This window comes from Mycobacterium sp. Panama NTM2, from assembly GCF_054355555.1.
The window spans coordinates 1,632,001-1,649,261 of the sequence record NZ_CM135953.1 but is presented as its reverse complement, the minus strand read 5'-3'; the positions used below and the strand labels follow the sequence as shown (position 1 = coordinate 1,649,261).

The window sequence follows — 17,261 nt, the reverse complement described above, 5'->3', positions numbered from 1 at the left end:
GTCAGGCGTGGGATTTCTTCTTACCGAACGGCAGCACCGACACGATCCCGACGACGAGCGCACCGACGACGAGCCCGATCACCGCAGAGGCGGCAGTGTTGACCAGCCAGGCCAGTACCGCGCCGACCCCGCCGACGTGGTGCACGTACTCCTCTGCGTGGTGCACCAGCGAGTAGGGGCCGTGCCAGCCGAGCGTGTCGGTGCCGACGAGCAGGATGTGCCCGCCCACCCACAGCATTGCCGCCGTTCCGACGACGGACAGGGCACTGAGCAGCTTCGGCATGCCGGTCACCAGCGCGCGCCCGACGCGGCCGACGAAGCCAGTCGATCGCTGAGTGAGGCGCAGACCGACGTCGTCCATCTTGACGATGCCTGCGACCACGCCGTAGACCGCCGCCGTGATCACCACCGCGACGACGAGCAGAATGATCAGGCGTGGCCAGAACGATTCGGCGGCAACCTCGTTCAGTGCGATCACCATGATCTCGGCGGACAGGATCAAGTCGGTCCGGATCGCGCCGGCCACCATCTGTTTCTCGGCATCCGGCCCCTGGGTGGCGGCGGCCTGCTGATGGCCTTCGTGGCCGAGGAGCTTGCCGAGCACCTTCTCGGCGCCCTCGTAGCACAGATAAGTCGCGCCGAGCATCAGGATGGGGGTGAGCAACCACGGCGCGAACTGACTGAGCAGCAGGGCCGCCGGCAGGATGAACACGATCTTGTTGCGCAAGGAGCCGACGGCGATGCGCTTGATGATCGGTAGCTCTCGCTCAGCGGTGATGCCGTGCACGTACTGCGGGGTGACCGCGGTGTCGTCGATGACGACCCCGGCTGCCTTGGCGGTCGCCCGTCCCGCCGCCGCCCCCAGATCGTCGACGGACGCGGCCGCCAGCCGGGCCAGTGCCGCGACATCGTCGAGCAGCGCGAACAGTCCCCCGCTCATCGGACAGTCCCCATCGCACCTGCGGCCATGGCCGGAAGGTTACCCGCAGCCGCCTCCCAGGACTCTCCCAGCGTCGAACCACCGCACGAGCTCTCACCGGTTGTCACCACTGGGTGCTACTTTGCGCTCAGATCGCCGGGGGGCAGCGCGACGGGATCGCCGAAACGGGGGGTGCCACATGCCGAAGGTCGTCCGCCCGTGGCTCACGGCAGGGATGGCCGTCATCGGGGTGGGCACCATCGTCGCCGCACCGCCACCATCCTCGGAAAGCTCAGTGCGCGTGGAGAATTCGGCAGTCGTGCAGAATCCGACGCACAACCCGCTGCAGTATTACCCCGACGTGCTGTCTCGGTCGGTGGCCAACGCCGGACATCTCGTTGACGAATACCTCGAGCAGCCGCTGCCGATCGTTCGGGCGATCGCCGACAACGAGCGCCGCGGCGTCGTCGAGGTGCTTCGCGCCGCCGCCGAGCTGAACCCCGAACCGTTCGCGCACGCCGTTCTCGCGGCGGCGAATCGGCCGGTCGCGAGCCTCGCACGCGTCGTCGGCAGCGGCGAGCCGTTCCGGACGGCCAACAGCATGGTGGTCCGACTCACCGTGCCCGCAGCCAGTGGTGTTCTGGCCGGCGCGGCGGGCACGGCCCAGATCGTCGACGCGGCGGCCGACCTCGATCCCGTCCGTGTCGCCGGCGGCCTGGTGAACCTGCCCGCCCGTACTGCCGACGGTCTGCTCAACGGCCGCGTGGACGGTGGGCGCGACGAGTACTTCGGCCTTCTCGGCTCTGTCGTCGAAGCCCCCGTGAGCGAGGACATCTCCGGGCCGGTCGACTATCTCATCCGTTCGCTGCGAGACATCGGCGACACGATCGCGGCACCGGCGCCGCAGAACGACACGGCTGCCGAAGCCGACGCACCGTCGGAGTAGTGCAGCGCCGAAGAGTTTCGGGTCGCGGAGGCTCGGGTATCTGCGGGGCACCCTGCGACAGATTGGTGGCTCATGAAATCCCATCCGAGGACTCGACTGGCCGTGTTCGGCGGCGCGACGCTTCTCGTGTTCGCCGTCGGCTGCGGCGGCGGTGACGGCGGCGACTCGAGCAGCACGTCGTCGACCACCGAGAGCAGCACCACGAGCACCACCAGCACGTCGGTGCCGGCCAGTACCGCGCCCTCGATGAGCACCAGCCCCGCGCCCGGTGGCGCGACGGGCGGCGGCGACGCCAACGGTGGCGGCGGCTCCATCCCCGGCGGCCCGACCGGCGGCGGCGACGCCAACGGTGGCGGCGGCTCCATCCCCGGCGGCCCGACCGGCAGCGGCGGACCCGGTGGCGGCGGCGGCTCCATCCCCGGCGGCCCGACCGGCAGCGGCGGACCCGGTGGCGGCGGCGGCTCCATCCCCGGCGGCCCGACCGGCAGCGGCGGACCCGGCGGTGGCGGCGGCTGCGTGCCCGGCGTCGGCTGCATCTCGGTACCCTGAGCCGGCTGATGTCACAGCCTGCTGTCCTGTTCGATGTCGATGGCACCCTGGTGGATTCGAACTATCTGCACATCTACGCCTGGGTCCGCGCATTCGAGGCCGAAAAAGTGAACGTCGAGGCGTGGCGCATTCACCGGTGCATCGGCATGGACGGCACGACGTTGGTGAAGACCCTGGCCGGCGACGGGGCCGGCCAGGGGCAGCTCGATCAGCTCAAGGATCGGCACAGCGAGTTCTACAAGGAGAGCGCCCATCTGCTGACTCCGCTGCCCGGTGCGCGGGATCTGCTGCGCCGAGTCGCCGACCTGGGCTTGCAGGTGGTGCTGGCGACATCGGCGCCCGAGGACGAATTACGCACGCTGCGTGAGGTTCTGGACTGCGACGATGTGGTGTCCGAAGTCACCTCGTCCGAGGACGTCGACACGGCCAAACCGCAGCCCGACATCGTCGAGGTGGCGCTGAGCCGGGCCGGCGTCTCCACCGCCGAGGCGGTGTTCGTCGGCGACGCGATCTGGGATTGCGAAGCCGCCCGCCGGGTGGACCTGACCTCGCTGGGCGTCCTCACCGGTGGCGTGTCGAGAGGCGAATTGTCGGATGCAGGTGCGGCAGCCGTCTTCGAGGACACCGCCGACCTGTTGGCGCACCTGGACAGCACGCCGATCGGAGCGCTCGCCGCTACTGCCTGATGGCGGCCAGTCTGCGTCGCGACGCGGGACTGCTCACGTGCTGCGGCCACCAGAACCACCGGCCCAGCATCGTCGCCATCGCCGGCGTCATGAACGATCGCACGATCAGCGTGTCGAACAGCAGGCCCAGCGCGATCGTCGTGCCGACCTGAGCCATCACCGCCAGATCGCTGAAGGCGAACGAGGCCATGGTGAACGCGAACACCAGCCCCGCCGAGGTGACCACAGACCCGGTGCCTGCCATCGCACGGATGATGCCGGTCTTCAGACCGCCCTCACGCTCCTCCTTGAACCGCGAAACGATCAGCAGGTTGTAGTCCGAACCGACGGCGAGCAGCAGGATCACCGACATCGGCAGCACCATCCAGTGCAGTTCCAGGCCGATCAGGTGTTGCCACAAAAGGATGGACAGACCGAAGGACGCTCCGAGGGACAGCAGGACGGTGCCGACGATCACCGCCGCGGCGATCACGGCGCGCGTGATGATCAGCATGATGACGAAGATCAACGTGACGGCGGCGATTCCCGCGATCAGCAGGTCGTATTGTGAGCCGTCCTTCATGTCCTTGTAGGTGGCCGCGGTCCCGGCGAGGAAGACCTTCGAGCCCTCCAGTGGCGTGCCCTTGATCGCTTCCTTGGCCGCCGTCTTGATCGGGTCCACCTTGTCGAGACCCTCGATGGTCGCCGGATCGCCCTCGTGGCTGATGATGAAGCGCACCGACTTGCCGTCGGGCGAGATGAACTGCTGGATGCCGCGCTGGAAGTCCTTGTTGGCGAAGACCTCTGGGGGCAAGTAGAACGAATCGTCGTTGCGGGAGTCGTCGAAGGCCTCCCCCATGGCCGACGCGTTCTCCTGCTGCGCCGCCATCTGGTCCTGCATGCCCTTCTGCGACTGGTACATCGTCAGCATCATCGACTTCATCGACCGCATGGTCTCGATCTGCGAGGGCAGCAACTCGACCAGTTGCGGCATCAGCGTGTCGAGGCGCTCCAGGTCGGGAACGATCGCGGCGATGTCGTCGCTCATCGTGTTGATGCCGTCGAGGGTGTCGAACACCGACCGGATCGCCCAACACACCGGGATGTTGTAGCAGTGCGGTTCCCAGTAGAAGTAGCTGCGCAGCGGACGGATGAAGTCGTCGAAGTTGGCGATGTTGTCGCGCAGGGTGGCGACGTCGACGGCAGTGTCCTTCGTCTTCTCGACCATGCGATGGGTGGTGTCGCGCATCTGCTGGGTGATGCTGTACATCTTCTGCATCGTGTCGATGGTCTTCTGTATCGCGTCGGCCTGGGTGAGCATGTCGGCCATCCGGTCCTGCTGATACTTCTGGTTCAGCTGGCTCAGGGTGCCCTGCACGCTCATCTGGAACGGGATCGTGCTGTGCTTGATCGGCTTCCCGTCGGGGCGGGTGATCGTCTGCACGCGCGCGACACCGGGCACCCGGAACAGCGCCTTGGCGATCTTGTCGATGACGAGGAAATCGGCCGGGTTGCGCAGGTCGTGGTCGCTCTGCACCATCAGCAGTTCCGGGTTCATCCGCGCCGTGCCGAAGTGGCGATCGGCCGCGGCGTACCCGATGTTCGCCGGGATGTCGGCGGGCAGGTAGTTGCGGGCGTCGTAGTTGGTCTTGTAGCCCGGCAGCGTCACGAGCCCGACCAGCGCGAGCGCCAGAGTCCCGGCCAGCACCGGTCCGGGCCAGCGGACCACCATCACGCCGACCCGACGCCAGCCGCGAGAGCTGATCGCACGCTTGGGGGCGAATGCGCCGAAGCGGCTCGCCACCACCACCACGGCGGGCCCGAGCGTCATCGCCGCCAGCACGGCCACCAGGGTGCCGACTGCGCACGGCACACCGAGCGAATTGAAGTACGGCAGCCGGGTGAAGCTCAGGCACGACATGGCTCCCGCGATCGTCAACCCCGAGCCGAGGATGACGTGGGCGGTGCCGCTGAACATGGTGTAGAACGCCGACACCCGGTCCTGGCCGGCGCCGAGCGCTTCCTGATAGCGCCCGATGGCGAAGATCGCGTAGTCCGTCCCCGCTGCGATGACCATCAGTACGAGGAGGTTCACCGCGAAGGTGGACAGTCCGATGACGTTGTTGATCGCCAGGAACGCCACGATGCCGCGGGCCGCGCCGAGCTCGATGAACACCATGAACAAGATCAGCAGCATGGTGACGACGGATCGGTAGACCAGCAGGAGCATGACCGCGATGACGCCGATCGTGATCAGCGTGACCCGGAAGATGCTCCGGTCGCCGGCATGCGCCTGGTCGGCGATCAGTGGCGCCGGTCCGGTGAGGTAGGTCGTCATACCCGGTGGTGCGGGTGTGGAGTCGATGAGTTCGCGCACCGCGGCGACGGAATCGTTGGCCAGCGGTTCGCCCTGGTTCCCGTGCAGGTTGATCTGCACGTAGGCGGCTTTGCCGTCCGCGCTCTGCGCGCCGGCAGCGGTCAGCGGATCGCCCCAGAAGTCGGCCACGTGCTGGACGTGGGCTGTGTCGGCCTCGAGTTTGTCGACCAGGGTGTCGTAGTAGCGATGCGCTTCGTCGCCGAGCGGATGATCCCCCTCGAGCACGATCATCGCGGTGCTGTCGGAGTCGAACTCCTCGAAGTTCTCCCCGATCTGCTTCATCGAGATGTAGGCGGGACCGTCCTTGGCGGCCAGCCCAACGGTGCGGTCCTCGCCGACCTTCTCCAGCGACGGCAGGAGCACGTTCGTCGCGACCGTGAGCGCGAGCCAGCCGAGCAGAATGGGCACCGCGAGGGCGCGGATGACGCGCGCCACCCCCCTGTGCTCATTCGCCATCGTGCATCGTCCCCATCAAGTGCGACCTCGCCATTTCCCCGGCCCGTTCCCGGCCCGTTCCGGACCTACGTCGTGGAGCCGCCCGCGCATCACCCGGCGCGCCGAAGATACATACAACTAGCTCATCAAATCATTCGCTGTCGATCCGGGCAGACGTTACCGGTTCGCCGCAGTGCCTTCGACCGACTGTCCTCGAATCTCAGCGAATGTCCCGGAATGTCCGGGAATGTCATTGTTGCGTTTGCTCCGTAGGCTGTCGTGATGTCTCCCGAGCAGCGTGCCGGGGTGGAACTGACCAACCTCGAGGCGCCCCTCGCCGACGACGCCGGAGCGACGAAGCGCGACCTCGTCGACTACCTGGATGCCATCGCCGACCGGATGCTCCCGGTGTTGACCGACCGCCCCCTGACCGTCCTGCGCGCGCTGCGCGGCCGCGCCCCGTTCATGCAGAAGAACCTGCCGGCGTACACGCCGGAGTGGGTGCCGAGCGTGCAGATGTGGGCCGAGGCTTCGCACCGCGACATCCGCTACCCGCTCTGCAACGACCGTCGCACGTTGATGTGGTTGGCCAATCAGCGGGCGGTCGAATACCACCCGGCGTTGGGCTTGGCCGCCGACGTCCACCGGCCGACCCATCTCATCCTCGACCTCGACCCGCCGGACGGCGCGGATTTCGCGGTGGTCGTCTCGGCCGCGGCGTTGGTGCGCCGGGCGCTGGCGGACGCCGGGTTGTCGGGTGCGGTGAAGACCAGCGGTTCGCGGGGTGTCCACGTCTTCGTCCCGCTCGATCTCGGTGGGCTGCAGACCCCGGGTGAGGACGTGGCCGCGGCGACGCGCGCACTCGCGGCTCGGGCCGAGGCGCTCGATCCGTCGATCGCGACCACAGCGTTCATCGTCTCCGATCGGGCCGGCAAGGTGTTCATCGATGCCACCCGCTCCGGCGGCGCCACAGTGGCCGCGGCCTACAGCCCACGGTTACGGCCCGGGACGCCGGTGTCGTTTCCGGTCGCGTGGTCGCAGCTGGACCGCGTGCACCCCACGGACTTCACGATCACCACGGCGGTGCAGCGCCTGGGCGGCCGGGATCCGTGGGCAGAAGAGATGCCGGCAGCTCAACGGCTGCCCGACGATCTGATCGCGCACGGGCGGACGATTCCGGTCGCCCGGGTGGCCGCGATGCACGAAGGGAAGCGACGCGCCCGGGCCCGCCGTCAGACCGACACCTGACTCACTGCGGGGGCCCCGCCGCCACCCTCGTGACCTTGTCCAGGCCGCTGACCGTCAGCACCGACATCAGGATGGGGTTGACGAGCACGTCGATAGCATCGGCGTGGTCGAAGAGCACGTTGATGGCGCCGCTGTCCAGGTATCCGATCCTGGTCAGGTCGACGCGCACCGGGGTGCCGTCTCGGCCCGCACGCACGGCGGCCCCGAGGGCCTCGGAGAACTCGGTGACATTGCTCAGATCGAGTTCACCGGCCGCCGTCACCACCGTCGTGCCGTCATCGCGGCGGTCGGTGCGCACCTGCAGCGGCGTCGCCATCATCCGATCCTCGTCTGCATGTGCACCGTGGTCCCGGTGAGCTGGGGGTCGATGAAGACATCCTGCATCAGGGCCCGCATCAGCCCCAGACCGCGTCCCCGATGGATCGCGGGAGTCTCAGCCGGCGGTTTCCAGCGGCCGGTGTCACGGATGGTCACCTGCAGATGATCGGCGAACGCGCTGGCGTGCAGGCTGACCGTTCCGCCGGGGTGGTCCCGATGCCCGTGCTCTATCGCGTTCGCCATCGCTTCGCCGACCGCGATCAGCACATCGAGCGTCTGTTCCTGACTGACACCGGCGCTGCCCAGCCAGGTCCGCAGGGCCGCGCGGCTGGGCGCCAATTCCGCCACGTCTGCGATGATGTCCAGCTCCAGTGGCGCGGGCTGCCGATAGAGCAGCAGCGCCACGTCGTCGTCATAACCCTTGACGGGCGCGAGCCCGGCCATGATCACGTCGGCCAGTTCGTCCAGTGCGGTCCCGCGATGGGCGCCGACCACGCCGGTGGCTCGGGCGATACCGTCGTCGATCGACTCACGGCGCCGCTCCACGAGGCCGTCGGTGTAGAGCAGCAGGGTGGCGCGCGGCGGCATCGTGACACTTGTTTCGGGCCGCGACTCCGAGTACCTGACAGCCAGCGGTGTGGAGCGCGCCTCGTCGAGTAACTGCGTCTCCTGGTCCGCGAGCACGAGGATGGGCGGCGGATGCCCGGCGCAGGAATAGGTGAGCGCACCGGTGGCGGGGGTGAGCACCGCGCAGAAGGCGGTGGTGCAGCGCGCCCCGGGGAGGCGAGCGGCGAAGCGGTCCAGCGCCGAGAGCGTCGCGGCCGGACTCGGATGCTCGAGCAGCAGCGCGCGGCACGCGCTGCGCAACTGCCCCATCACGGTGGCAGCGGCCAATCCGTGCCCGACGCAGTCACCGACGATCAACCCGATCCGGCCGTCGTCGAGGTCGACGACGTCGTACCAGTCCCCGCCGACCTGCAGCGGTCGAGTGGCGGGCTGATAGCGCACGGCGAAGCCCGTCGACAGGGCAGGTCCGAGGATCGCGTGCTGCAGCGCCAGCGCGGTCTCGCGCTGCTGGTCGATCTGGTGCACCCGTTGCAGACCCTGACCGAGCCGGCCCGCGAGCACCGTGAGCAGCGTGTGGTCCTCGGCGGTGAATCGCCTCTTCTCGAAGAGCTCGATGTAGATGACCAGCTCGCCGCGCGGGTGTTGCAGAGCCACACCGGCCGATCCCGGCACCGAGGTCACCGGATCGAGCAGGTCGCCATCGCGAAGTGCGGTGATCGCGTTGCGGGTCTGTTCCGACAACGCGTCCCAGCTCGCGACACTGTCCCCTGCGCAGACGACATGAGGGGCGCCCGACCGTGATTCGGTTTCCCCCGAGGGCAGGGTTGCCGCAACCACTCTTCTGGCGTGCCAGACCACCCGCAGTTGCTCGGCGGCGGAGCGTACTGCGTCGTCGAGCGTATCCGCCTGCGCCAGAGCATCACTGAGCGATGCGAGGGCCGACTCGCGCTGCACCACGTAGTGCTCGGCGGTGACGTCGCGCATCGTGCCGACCACCACCTTGCGGCCGCTGTCGGGATCTTCTGAATGCGTGAACGTGGCGGTCACCCAGAGCCGATGCCCGTCGCGATGGGTGACGGGCACCTCGTTGATGGTTCCGTGCGGTCGGCCCATCAGGCTGTCGAACGCCTGCACGACCTCGCGATGAGCATCGGCATCGGTGTCGGCTGCAGGCCACCAGGGATGCATCGGTGGGTACGGCAACCCTGAGGCGTCGTATCCGAGGATGTCGGTGAATGCACCGTTGATCTCGATGACCGCGCCGTCTTCGTCGCACACGAAGAACGCTTCCTGCAGGGAATCGACGAGCGCGGTACGCCACCGCGCGTGGTGGTCACGAAGGCGGGCGAGTTCGACGTTGGCGCGCACCCGTGCCAGCAATTCGGCCGCGGCGAATGGCTTGACCATGTAGTCGTCCGCGCCGGCCTGCAGGCCGCTGATCGACGCCTCCTGCCCGGCCCGGGCGGACAACAGCAACACCGGCACCGCGGCGGTCCGCCGGTCGGCACGCAACGCCGACACCAGGGCGAGACCGTCGAGCCCCGGCATCATCACATCGCTGATCACCATCTCCGGAGGGTCGGCGCGCACCGCCTCCAATGCGCGCACACCATCGGTGACCGTGTCGACCTGGTAGCCGTCCGAGCGCAGCAGGCGGGTCAGATAGTCCCGCATGTCGGCGTTGTCGTCGGCGACCAGCACCCGGACCGGGCCACCGGGGAGCACTGCGCCCGCGCCGCCCGGATCGGATGTCGTTGCGGCGGAACGAAAGTCATCTGCGGTATCGGTGCGGGTGGCGGTGCCGACCTCCCAGCGCATCGCCTCTTCGACGTAGGCGTCCGCCGAGGCACCCAGTCGACGGACCGACGCCGCTGCGATCGCATCCGCGGGCAGATGATCGGTCCCGAAGGGCACCCGGATGCGGAAGGTGGTGCCCACGCCCTGAGTGCTGTCCACATCGATGGTGCCGCCGTGCAATTCGACGAGTTCTTTGACCAGCGCGAGCCCGATGCCGCTGCCCTCGTGTGAACGGGCGGCGACATTCGCGATGCGGTGGAACCGCTCGAACAGACGCGGGAGCTCGTCGGCGGGCACCCCGGTTCCCGTGTCCGACACGGTGGTCAACGCCCGGCCGCCGTCGCGGCGGACGGTGATCGAGATCGTGCCCTGGAACGTGAATTTCACGGCGTTCGACAGCAGGTTGAAGACGATCTTCTCCCACATGTCCATGTCGAGATAGACCGGTTCGTCGAGCGTCGCGCAGTCCACGGTGTAGGTCAGCCCGGCACGTTCGACCGCGGACCGGAACACGCTCGCCAACTCGGCGGTCGCCGCACCGATGTCGACGGGCACATAGGTGGCCTGCGCCCGGCCCGCTTCGATGCGCGAGAAATCCAGCAGCGTGTTCACCAGCTTGGTCAGCCGTAAACCGTTGCGCCACACCACGTCGAGCTCCTCGCGGGTGGAGGTGTCGACGTCCGCGCGGCGCCGCAGTTCGGCGACGGGATCGAGGATCAGGGTCAGGGGTGTGCGGAACTCGTGGCTGATGTTGGAGAAGAACGTGGTCTTCGCCCGGTCCAGATCGGCGAGCTCCTCGGCCCTGCGCTGTTGCGCCCGGTAGCTGCGGGCCAGGCTGACGCCCGCGGCGAGGTGGCCGGCCACCAGCGTGACGAAGCCACGGTAGCTCTCGTCGAGCGGTCGATAGCGGTTGAGGCCCGCAACCAGGAACCCGACTGGCGCGCCGCCACCCTGTTGCAGCAACGGGGTGACCATCGCCTGCGTGGGGGGATCTCGCCAGTCTCCGGTCGGCATCGGCGGGAACTCGTCGAGATCGACGACGACCGTCTCGCCGGCCGCGGTCGGCGCGGCCGGCCAGATCCCGCCGTCCGGCTCGATGACGGCCGGCGCGGCGGGATGATCCACTCCGATCCCGCTCATGCCCGCCAGGTGCGCCGTCCCGTCGGCGTCGAAGAGATACGTCAGCGTGAACGGGAGGTCGCGCAGGTTGTGACCCAACTGCCGGTCGGCGAACGCGAGGATCTCGGTTTCGGTGCGGGCCACGCTGGGGTCGGACCCGAGCTCACGCAGCGTGGCCATCCGGCGTTCGCCGATGACCTGCTCGGTGTCCTCGCTGACGACACAGAGCATCCCGACCACGGTGCCCGCATCGTCGCGCAGCGGGCTGTAGGAGAACGTGTGGTAGGACTCCTCCAGATAGCCGGACCGTTCGAGGAACAGCAACAGCGCGGCGTCCCACGTGGCGTCTCCGGTGGACATCACGTGCTCGATGCGTCCGGACACGTCGTCCCAGATCTCCGCCCACACCTCGCGCGCCGGCCGGCCGAGAGCCCAGGGATACTTGCGGCCCAACGTGTCTCGGCGATACGCCTCGTTGCAGAAGAAGGTCAGCTGCGGACCCCACGCCATCCACATCGAGAACCGCGACGACAGCAGGATGCTGACCGCGGTCTGCAGGCTCTGCGCCCATCCCGCCGGGTCGCCGAGCGGAGTGGCAGACCATTCCACGCGCGCCAGATCGCGGCCGACTTCGCCGCCCTCGCTGAACAGACCAGAGGCCGTCACAATGGACCGGCGTCCGCAGCGGCTGCCGCGACGGTGGGATAGGGCCGCAGCACCGTGTCCAGCTTCGTCACCTCGATCGGCCGGATCACCTCCGGGTTGTCGGCGACCACGCGAACCGCGATCCGTGCGTCGCGACCCCGTTCGAAGCAGCTCAGGACTGCGTTGAGTCCTGCGCTGCCGAAGTAGGTCACCCGCGTCAACTCGATGATCAACGCCCTCGCCGGTGCCCTGGAGGCGGCGGACAACCCGCTGTCGAGCGCTTCGGCGAGCACATCGACCGAGTTCGAATCGATCTCGCCGCGGACGCACACCACCGCTGCGCCACTGTCAACATCATGTTCGACGTCCAGCTGCCCCACGCATCCTCGTATCCACTGTCACCGCTCCGCCATCGTCAACCATCGTCAACCGTGTCCTGATCATCGGCGCTCGGCGTTCTGGCCGACGCGCTCGTGCACCGTGAGCAACAAATGGTCGACCCGGCGGCGCAACCCTGCGTCGTCGACCGTCACCGCACTCAGCTCGGACACCAGCTGCGCCGCAAGGGCCCGCAGCTTGGTGTTGGTCTGCTGCGACCGCCACATCAGCAGCTTGAACGCCTGATCTGCGTCGACGCCGTAGGTCAGCATCAACGCGCCCTTCGCCTGTTCGATCGCGGCCCTAGCTTCGAAGAGGTCGGGCAGCGACTCGTCGAGCGCGGCCCGGCGTTCCCTGTCGAGGGTTTCGGTCAGATCGACGTAATAGCCCTCGGTGCCCACCACCGCGCCCTCGTCGTCGTACATCCGAACGGCGATCACGATGACGTTGTGCTCCACGCCGCCGGTGTCGACGAAGCGATGCTTGCTGTTGAAGGAGCCGCCATGGTGCAACGCGTGGTCGAGGACTTCCTGAACGTGCCGACGATCGTCCGGGTGTTTGTGGGAGAGCAGCAGTTCGGTGCTCGGCTCGACGGCGCCGGGTTCGTATCCGTGCATGCGCGCGACCTCGTCGGACCACTCCCAGCGTTGCCCGACGAACCAGAAGCGGAAACCACCGGCCGGCAGCTGGCTCGTCGACGACCGTTGCCCGGCTGATTGCAGCTCGGGAGCGGAGGCGGGTTCCGGCATTGCGCCATTATTCCATCCCCCGTGGGCCGGATCCGCCTTCTACCCAGATCTCACGACCCCGCAACGCATGTCGACGCGGCGACGGCGCTCTGCGGCCCGAATTCGTGCACGACCGCGACCACCACATCGGCCGGGAAACCACCGCGACGGGCGTGTTCCCGGATGGTCTCCTCGTCGTCGGCCTCGTGCAGGCAGTAGATCTTGTCTCCAGCGACATAGCTGGTCACCCAGCGGTACGGGACGCCGAGGGAATCGACTGCGGCATTGGAAGTGCAGGCGATGGCGGCCAACTGCTTCTCGGTCAGCTCCGAGGCTCCGGGGATGTTTCGTTCGATGAGGAATCTCTTCATGGTTCTCTCCTGTTCGAGGCTCTTCGTTCGACGTCTGTCGTTCGCTGTAGCGCCCGGCGCGCGCCGGACATCCCCGACTCTTCTCGCCGGCGCGTCCCCCGTCATCGGGAAAACCTCCCTATTTCCCCACGCGACGGACCGGGAGTTCTCGATACGATCAGCCGGTGACGCTCACCGGGCGCGAGCGGGAGCATGACCGGCTCGCGGCCCTACAGGCCAGAGCGCGTGCCGGACAGGGCGGCGCGGTGCTGGTCTGTGGCGAATCGGGCGCGGGGAAGACGACTTTCGTCGAGCAGTTCGTCGCCCGCGTCAACGCTCACACGCGGGTTCTGTGGGGCGCGTGCGACCCGCTGACCACTCCGCGTCCGCTCGGGCCGCTGCATGACGTCGCCCACGAGCTGGGTGCGGCCACGCGGCGCCAGCTCGCCGACGGCCAGCAGCCCTACGACATCTTCGCGTCGGTGTTCGACGACCTGCGGGAAACGCCGGCGATCCTGGTGATCGACGATCTCCAGTGGGCCGATCACGCGACGCTCGACCTGTTCCGGTTCCTGCTCCGCCGGGCTTCACACTCGTCGCTGCTGATCATCGGAATCCTGCGCGACGACGAGGTGGACGTATCCCATCCGTTGCGCGGACTCCTCGGGGACGTCGCCCGTTCTGCGCACGGACACGCACTCAACGTTCCTCCGCTCGACGTGGACGCCATCACCGCCCTGGTGGGTGACCGCGCCGTCGATCCCGCCCGGCTGCATCGGATCACCGGCGGCAACGCGTTCTTCGTGTGCGAGATGCTGGACCAGGATTGCTCCGAGGGCGCCGAACTTCCCACCACAGTCCGCGATGCGATCCTGGCCCGCACCACCGACCTCGACGCCGATGCGTGGGATCTCCTCGCGCTGTTGACCTGCTCCTCGGGCGCGATCGGCGATCACCTGCTCGTCGGGCTCAGTGTCACGCTCCCTGCGCTGCGCGCCGCAGACCGGGCGAAGCTGATCAGACGCGACGCCCGCGGCGTGGCCTTCCGGCATGACCTCTGTCGGCGCGCAGTCGCCGCCGTCCTGCCGCCGGGCGCTGAACCCGGCCTGCACCGCCGGTTCGTCGAGGCGTTGCGGACGGTCGCGGCGCCAGACCCTGCGGTTCTTACCCACCATGCGCTCGGCGCCGGTGACACGGCGCTGGCCGCGGCGACCGCGGCCGACGCCGGACGAGCAGCGACCCGGGCCGGGGCGCACACCCAGGCATGCCGGTTCTTCGAGCTGGCCCTGCAGCACAGCAGCCTGCTCGCCGATGCGGTCGAGGCCGAGATACTCGAGCTGCTGGCAGCGGAGTACTACCTGACGGACCGCCTCAGCGACGCGATCGCGGCGAGCCGACGGGCGCTGCTGGTGCGCCGTGCCCTGGGCGACGCGGTGGCGGTCAGCGCCAACCACCACGCGCTGTCGGTCTACGAGTGGTACAGCGGTAACCGCGCCGCGGCCGTTGCGCACGCCGACCAAGCGGTCGCGGTGCTCGACACCCTTGGCGCCGAGCATGATGCGACGTTCTTCTGCCAGCTGGGCCATGGTGTGGCGATGCAGGCCTATCTCTCGGTGCAGGCCAACCGAATCCCCGAGGCCGAGGCTGTGCTGGACCGCGCCCGCGGCATCGCCGCCGCCACCTCCGACACCGATCTGACCGCGCGTGTGGAATTGATCGGGCAGTACTGCGGCGTCCTGTCCGGGGTGGCGGGTTCGCGGGACCGCGTGTTGGCGGTGCTGTCGGCGGCTCCGCGCCACATCGACGAGATCTACTCGAGCGGATACACCAACCTCACCCACTTCGACGTCGAGCAGCGCCGTCTCGGTGCAGCCGCCGACCTACTGGGCCGCAGCATCCCGCTCATGGTCGAACACGACCTGCCGATCTGCCGAATGGTGCAGATCGGTTCGCGCAGTCGACTTCTGCTGCTGTCCGGTGATTGGGACTCAGCGCTCGCCGATGCCGATTCGGTGCTCGGCAGCCCGAGTGCCCCGCTGGCCCGGATGTGGCCACTGCTGATCCGGGGGCTGATCGCACTACGCCGCGACGGCAACGACGGCGAACTGATCGACCAGGCCTGGGATCTCGCCGACCGTTTCGGCGAGCCGATCCGGGTGCTGCCTGTCGCCGCAGCGTCAGCCGAGCGTCGCTGGCTGACCGGGCGCCCTGAACCGCGTCTCGAGCAGTGCCTGGACCTGTTGCGCGACAGCGCTTCTCACACCGGTTTGGAATGGGCGCAAGGCGAGCTGGCCGTGTGGTTGCATCGGTTGGGCGTGCCGGTCGCAGACACCACCGACATCGCCGAACCGTATGCCTTGCTCCTCGGCGGCCACCACGACAAGGCCGCCGAGGCGTTCGAGGCCCTGTCGAGCCCCTACGACGCGGCGCTGGCACGCGCCGAGGCCGGGGAGCCCACCTCGTGCCGCCGCGCGCTGGACACCTTGGAACGCTTGGGCGCGGACGCGGTGGCGGCGAAAGTGCGCGCCGATCTGCGTGCGACGGGAGTGTCCGCCGTACCCGGGCCGCGGCGTACCAGCACCCTGGCCAATCCGGCGGGGCTCACGAGTCGGCAGCTCGACGTGCTGCGCTTGCTCGCCGACGGCCTGACCAATGCGGAACTGGCCGAGCGGCTGTTCCTGTCGGTGAAGACGGTCGACCACCACGTGTCGGCGATCCTCGGCAAGTTGGGCGCGGCGAGTCGGCGCGACGCTGTCCGCCGGGCCCAGGAGGCAGGTCTGCTCACCCGCCCGTCCGCGCCGCTCTAGGAACTCCCCCGCCGAGTGACCCCGCGCGCGATGACGTAGAGGACGACGCCGACGATTAGCAGGACCCCGGCGAACAGCCACACCTGCGCGCTCTGCTGGGTCAGCAGCAGCAGGCACGACGCGACGCCGAGCACCGGCACGAACGTCCACACCCGGAAGTGCCGGTGCGCGACCTCGTCGCGGCGGAGCACCAGCACCGCGATGTTGGTCGACAGGAACACGAACAGCAGCAGCAACACCACGGTCTCGGCCAGCGTGGACAGGTCACCGACCAGCGTGAGCAGCATCGCCACCGCTGTGGTCGCAACGATCGCGACCCACGGTGTGCGGCGGCGCGGCAACACCCGGGTCAGCACCGCGGGCAACAGGCCCTGCTCCGCCATTCCGTAGGTGAGGCGGCTCGACATGATCATGGTCAACAAGGCGCCATTGGCCACGGCGATCAACGCGATGAGGCTGAACACCCAGTCGGGCACACCCACACCGGACGCGGCGACGACGGCCAGCAGCGGCCCCGAGGACTCGGAGAGCTCACTCGCCGGCAGCGCAATGGCGCTCGCGACACCGACCAGCGCGTACATAACCCCGGCGGTGATCAGTGCTCCGAACAGCGCTCGCGGATACACCCGACTCGGGTCCCTGATCTCCTCCACGACATTGGCCGAGGTCTCGAACCCCACGAAGGAGTAGTAGGCGATGATGGCCCCGCCCAGGATCGCCAGCGCCGGCGTGGACCCATCCGGGAACTCGACGACGCGGCCCACGTCGCCCTGCCCGCGGCCGAGCATCACCGCCACCACCGCGATGACGATCAGCAGACCGGACAGCTCGATGACGGTCATCACTACGTTGGTCTTCAACGATTCGGAGATCCCCCGCGCGTTCAGGCATGCGACCAACAGCAGGAACACCAGCGCCGCCGGTACGACGGGGACGTCGACGAACGTCGCGAGATAGTCACCGGAGAACGCCAGCGCCAACCCGGCGGCAATCGTCACGCCGGCGGCGAGCATCGAGAATCCGACCAGGAACGACAGCAGGGGCTTGCCGAACGCGCGGTCGGCGAACACGGCCGCCCCACCCGCGCGGGGGTATTTGGTGACCAGCTCGGCGTAGGACCCGGCCGTGAGCAACGCCAACACCAGGGCGATCACCAGCGGCGCCCACAACACACCGCCCACTTCCTGTGACAGCACGCCCATCAACGCGTAGATGCCGGCGCCCAGGACGTCGCCGAGGATGAACAGGAACAGCAGGGGACCCGTGATCCGGCGGGCCAGTTTCGTCGTCGAGGCGCCGGCGTCGTTCGCCGTGCCGGTGTCAGATGACATCGGGTGTCCTTCCCGGGCCGGTTCAGGGCGCTCACGCGCAGGTCCGCACGAATCAGTACCCACTGCGTCGCCATCTAGGCCC

Annotated in this window: 13 protein-coding genes; 5 read left to right on the top strand and 8 right to left on the bottom strand. The window is 68.4% G+C overall.

The window, feature by feature from the left end:
• Position 1: 1 nt before the first annotated feature.
• Positions 2–940, bottom strand: coding sequence for a DUF808 domain-containing protein (locus tag ACXYX3_RS07850; RefSeq protein WP_458611194.1), 939 nt, complete (start codon positions 938–940; stop codon positions 2–4).
• Between the two features lie 178 nt (positions 941–1,118).
• On the opposite strand from ACXYX3_RS07850, the gene ACXYX3_RS07845 reads away from it, so the two are divergent.
• From ACXYX3_RS07845 to ACXYX3_RS07835, 3 genes are all read left to right on the top strand, one after another.
• A complete protein-coding gene (locus tag ACXYX3_RS07845; RefSeq protein WP_458611192.1) occupies positions 1,119–1,865 on the top strand; it encodes a hypothetical protein in 747 nt (248 codons plus the stop codon).
• 72 nt (positions 1,866–1,937) lie between these two features.
• Positions 1,938–2,414 (top strand): hypothetical protein, encoded by a 477-nt coding sequence (locus tag ACXYX3_RS07840; protein WP_458611190.1) that lies wholly within the window; start codon positions 1,938–1,940, stop codon positions 2,412–2,414.
• Between the two features lie 8 nt (positions 2,415–2,422).
• Positions 2,423–3,100 carry an HAD family hydrolase gene (locus ACXYX3_RS07835; protein ID WP_241202676.1) on the top strand — a complete coding sequence of 226 codons (678 nt, stop codon included), beginning with the start codon at positions 2,423–2,425 and terminating at the stop codon, positions 3,098–3,100.
• Here the strand turns inward: ACXYX3_RS07835 and ACXYX3_RS07830 are convergent.
• Positions 3,090–5,912 (bottom strand): MMPL/RND family transporter, encoded by a 2,823-nt coding sequence (locus ACXYX3_RS07830; RefSeq protein WP_458611188.1) that lies wholly within the window; start codon positions 5,910–5,912, stop codon positions 3,090–3,092. The two genes, ACXYX3_RS07835 and ACXYX3_RS07830, sit on opposite strands and share 11 nt — an antisense overlap.
• A gap of 261 nt (positions 5,913–6,173) precedes the next feature.
• On the opposite strand from ACXYX3_RS07830, the gene ACXYX3_RS07825 reads away from it, so the two are divergent.
• Positions 6,174–7,139, top strand: a complete 966-nt coding sequence (locus tag ACXYX3_RS07825) for a DNA polymerase domain-containing protein (protein WP_458611186.1) — start codon at positions 6,174–6,176, stop codon at positions 7,137–7,139.
• A 1-nt stretch (position 7,140) separates the two neighbouring features.
• On the opposite strand, the gene ACXYX3_RS07820 is transcribed toward ACXYX3_RS07825, so the two are convergent.
• From ACXYX3_RS07820 to ACXYX3_RS07800, 5 genes are read right to left on the bottom strand one after another with little or no spacing between them, the layout of a single operon-like run.
• Positions 7,141–7,455: an STAS domain-containing protein gene (locus ACXYX3_RS07820; RefSeq protein ID WP_458611184.1), complete on the bottom strand. Its 315-nt coding sequence runs from the start codon at positions 7,453–7,455 to the stop codon at positions 7,141–7,143.
• Positions 7,455–11,609 (bottom strand): SpoIIE family protein phosphatase, encoded by a 4,155-nt coding sequence (locus ACXYX3_RS07815; protein ID WP_458612008.1) that lies wholly within the window; start codon positions 11,607–11,609, stop codon positions 7,455–7,457. The genes ACXYX3_RS07820 and ACXYX3_RS07815 overlap by 1 nt, the downstream gene beginning before the upstream one ends.
• Positions 11,603–11,965, bottom strand: a complete 363-nt coding sequence (locus ACXYX3_RS07810; protein ID WP_458611182.1) for an STAS domain-containing protein — start codon at positions 11,963–11,965, stop codon at positions 11,603–11,605. The genes ACXYX3_RS07815 and ACXYX3_RS07810 overlap by 7 nt, the downstream gene beginning before the upstream one ends.
• Before the next feature lie 60 nt (positions 11,966–12,025).
• Positions 12,026–12,712 (bottom strand): PAS and ANTAR domain-containing protein, encoded by a 687-nt coding sequence (locus ACXYX3_RS07805; protein ID WP_458611180.1) that lies wholly within the window; start codon positions 12,710–12,712, stop codon positions 12,026–12,028.
• 50 nt (positions 12,713–12,762) lie between these two features.
• The gene (locus ACXYX3_RS07800) at positions 12,763–13,062 is read right to left on the bottom strand and encodes a DUF4242 domain-containing protein (RefSeq protein WP_458611178.1); all 300 of its coding nucleotides are present in this window, start codon (positions 13,060–13,062) and stop codon (positions 12,763–12,765) included.
• 164 nt (positions 13,063–13,226) lie between these two features.
• On the opposite strand from ACXYX3_RS07800, the gene ACXYX3_RS07795 reads away from it, so the two are divergent.
• Entirely contained in the window at positions 13,227–15,848 is a 2,622-nt protein-coding gene (locus tag ACXYX3_RS07795; protein ID WP_458611176.1) for an AAA family ATPase, read from the top strand.
• Here the strand turns inward: ACXYX3_RS07795 and ACXYX3_RS07790 are convergent.
• A complete protein-coding gene (locus tag ACXYX3_RS07790; RefSeq protein WP_458611175.1) occupies positions 15,845–17,179 on the bottom strand; it encodes an APC family permease in 1,335 nt (444 codons plus the stop codon). The two genes, ACXYX3_RS07795 and ACXYX3_RS07790, sit on opposite strands and share 4 nt — an antisense overlap.
• Positions 17,180–17,261: the final 82 nt, after the last annotated feature.

What these genes read in the sequence shown, in the direction of transcription:
- ACXYX3_RS07830 (WP_458611188.1), bottom strand. Translation starts at nt 5,912, where the DNA reads ATGGCGAATGAGCACAGGGGGGTGGCGCGCGTCATCCGCGCCCTCGCG.
- ACXYX3_RS07850 (WP_458611194.1), bottom strand. Translation starts at nt 940, where the DNA reads ATGAGCGGGGGACTGTTCGCGCTGCTCGACGATGTCGCGGCACTGGCC.
- ACXYX3_RS07790 (WP_458611175.1), bottom strand. Translation starts at nt 17,179, where the DNA reads ATGTCATCTGACACCGGCACGGCGAACGACGCCGGCGCCTCGACGACG.
- ACXYX3_RS07820 (WP_458611184.1), bottom strand. Translation starts at nt 7,455, where the DNA reads ATGGCGACGCCGCTGCAGGTGCGCACCGACCGCCGCGATGACGGCACG.
- ACXYX3_RS07805 (WP_458611180.1), bottom strand. Translation starts at nt 12,712, where the DNA reads ATGCCGGAACCCGCCTCCGCTCCCGAGCTGCAATCAGCCGGGCAACGG.
- ACXYX3_RS07800 (WP_458611178.1), bottom strand. Translation starts at nt 13,062, where the DNA reads ATGAAGAGATTCCTCATCGAACGAAACATCCCCGGAGCCTCGGAGCTG.
- ACXYX3_RS07825 (WP_458611186.1), top strand. Translation starts at nt 6,174, where the DNA reads ATGTCTCCCGAGCAGCGTGCCGGGGTGGAACTGACCAACCTCGAGGCG.
- ACXYX3_RS07835 (WP_241202676.1), top strand. Translation starts at nt 2,423, where the DNA reads ATGTCACAGCCTGCTGTCCTGTTCGATGTCGATGGCACCCTGGTGGAT.
- ACXYX3_RS07845 (WP_458611192.1), top strand. Translation starts at nt 1,119, where the DNA reads ATGCCGAAGGTCGTCCGCCCGTGGCTCACGGCAGGGATGGCCGTCATC.
- ACXYX3_RS07840 (WP_458611190.1), top strand. Translation starts at nt 1,938, where the DNA reads ATGAAATCCCATCCGAGGACTCGACTGGCCGTGTTCGGCGGCGCGACG.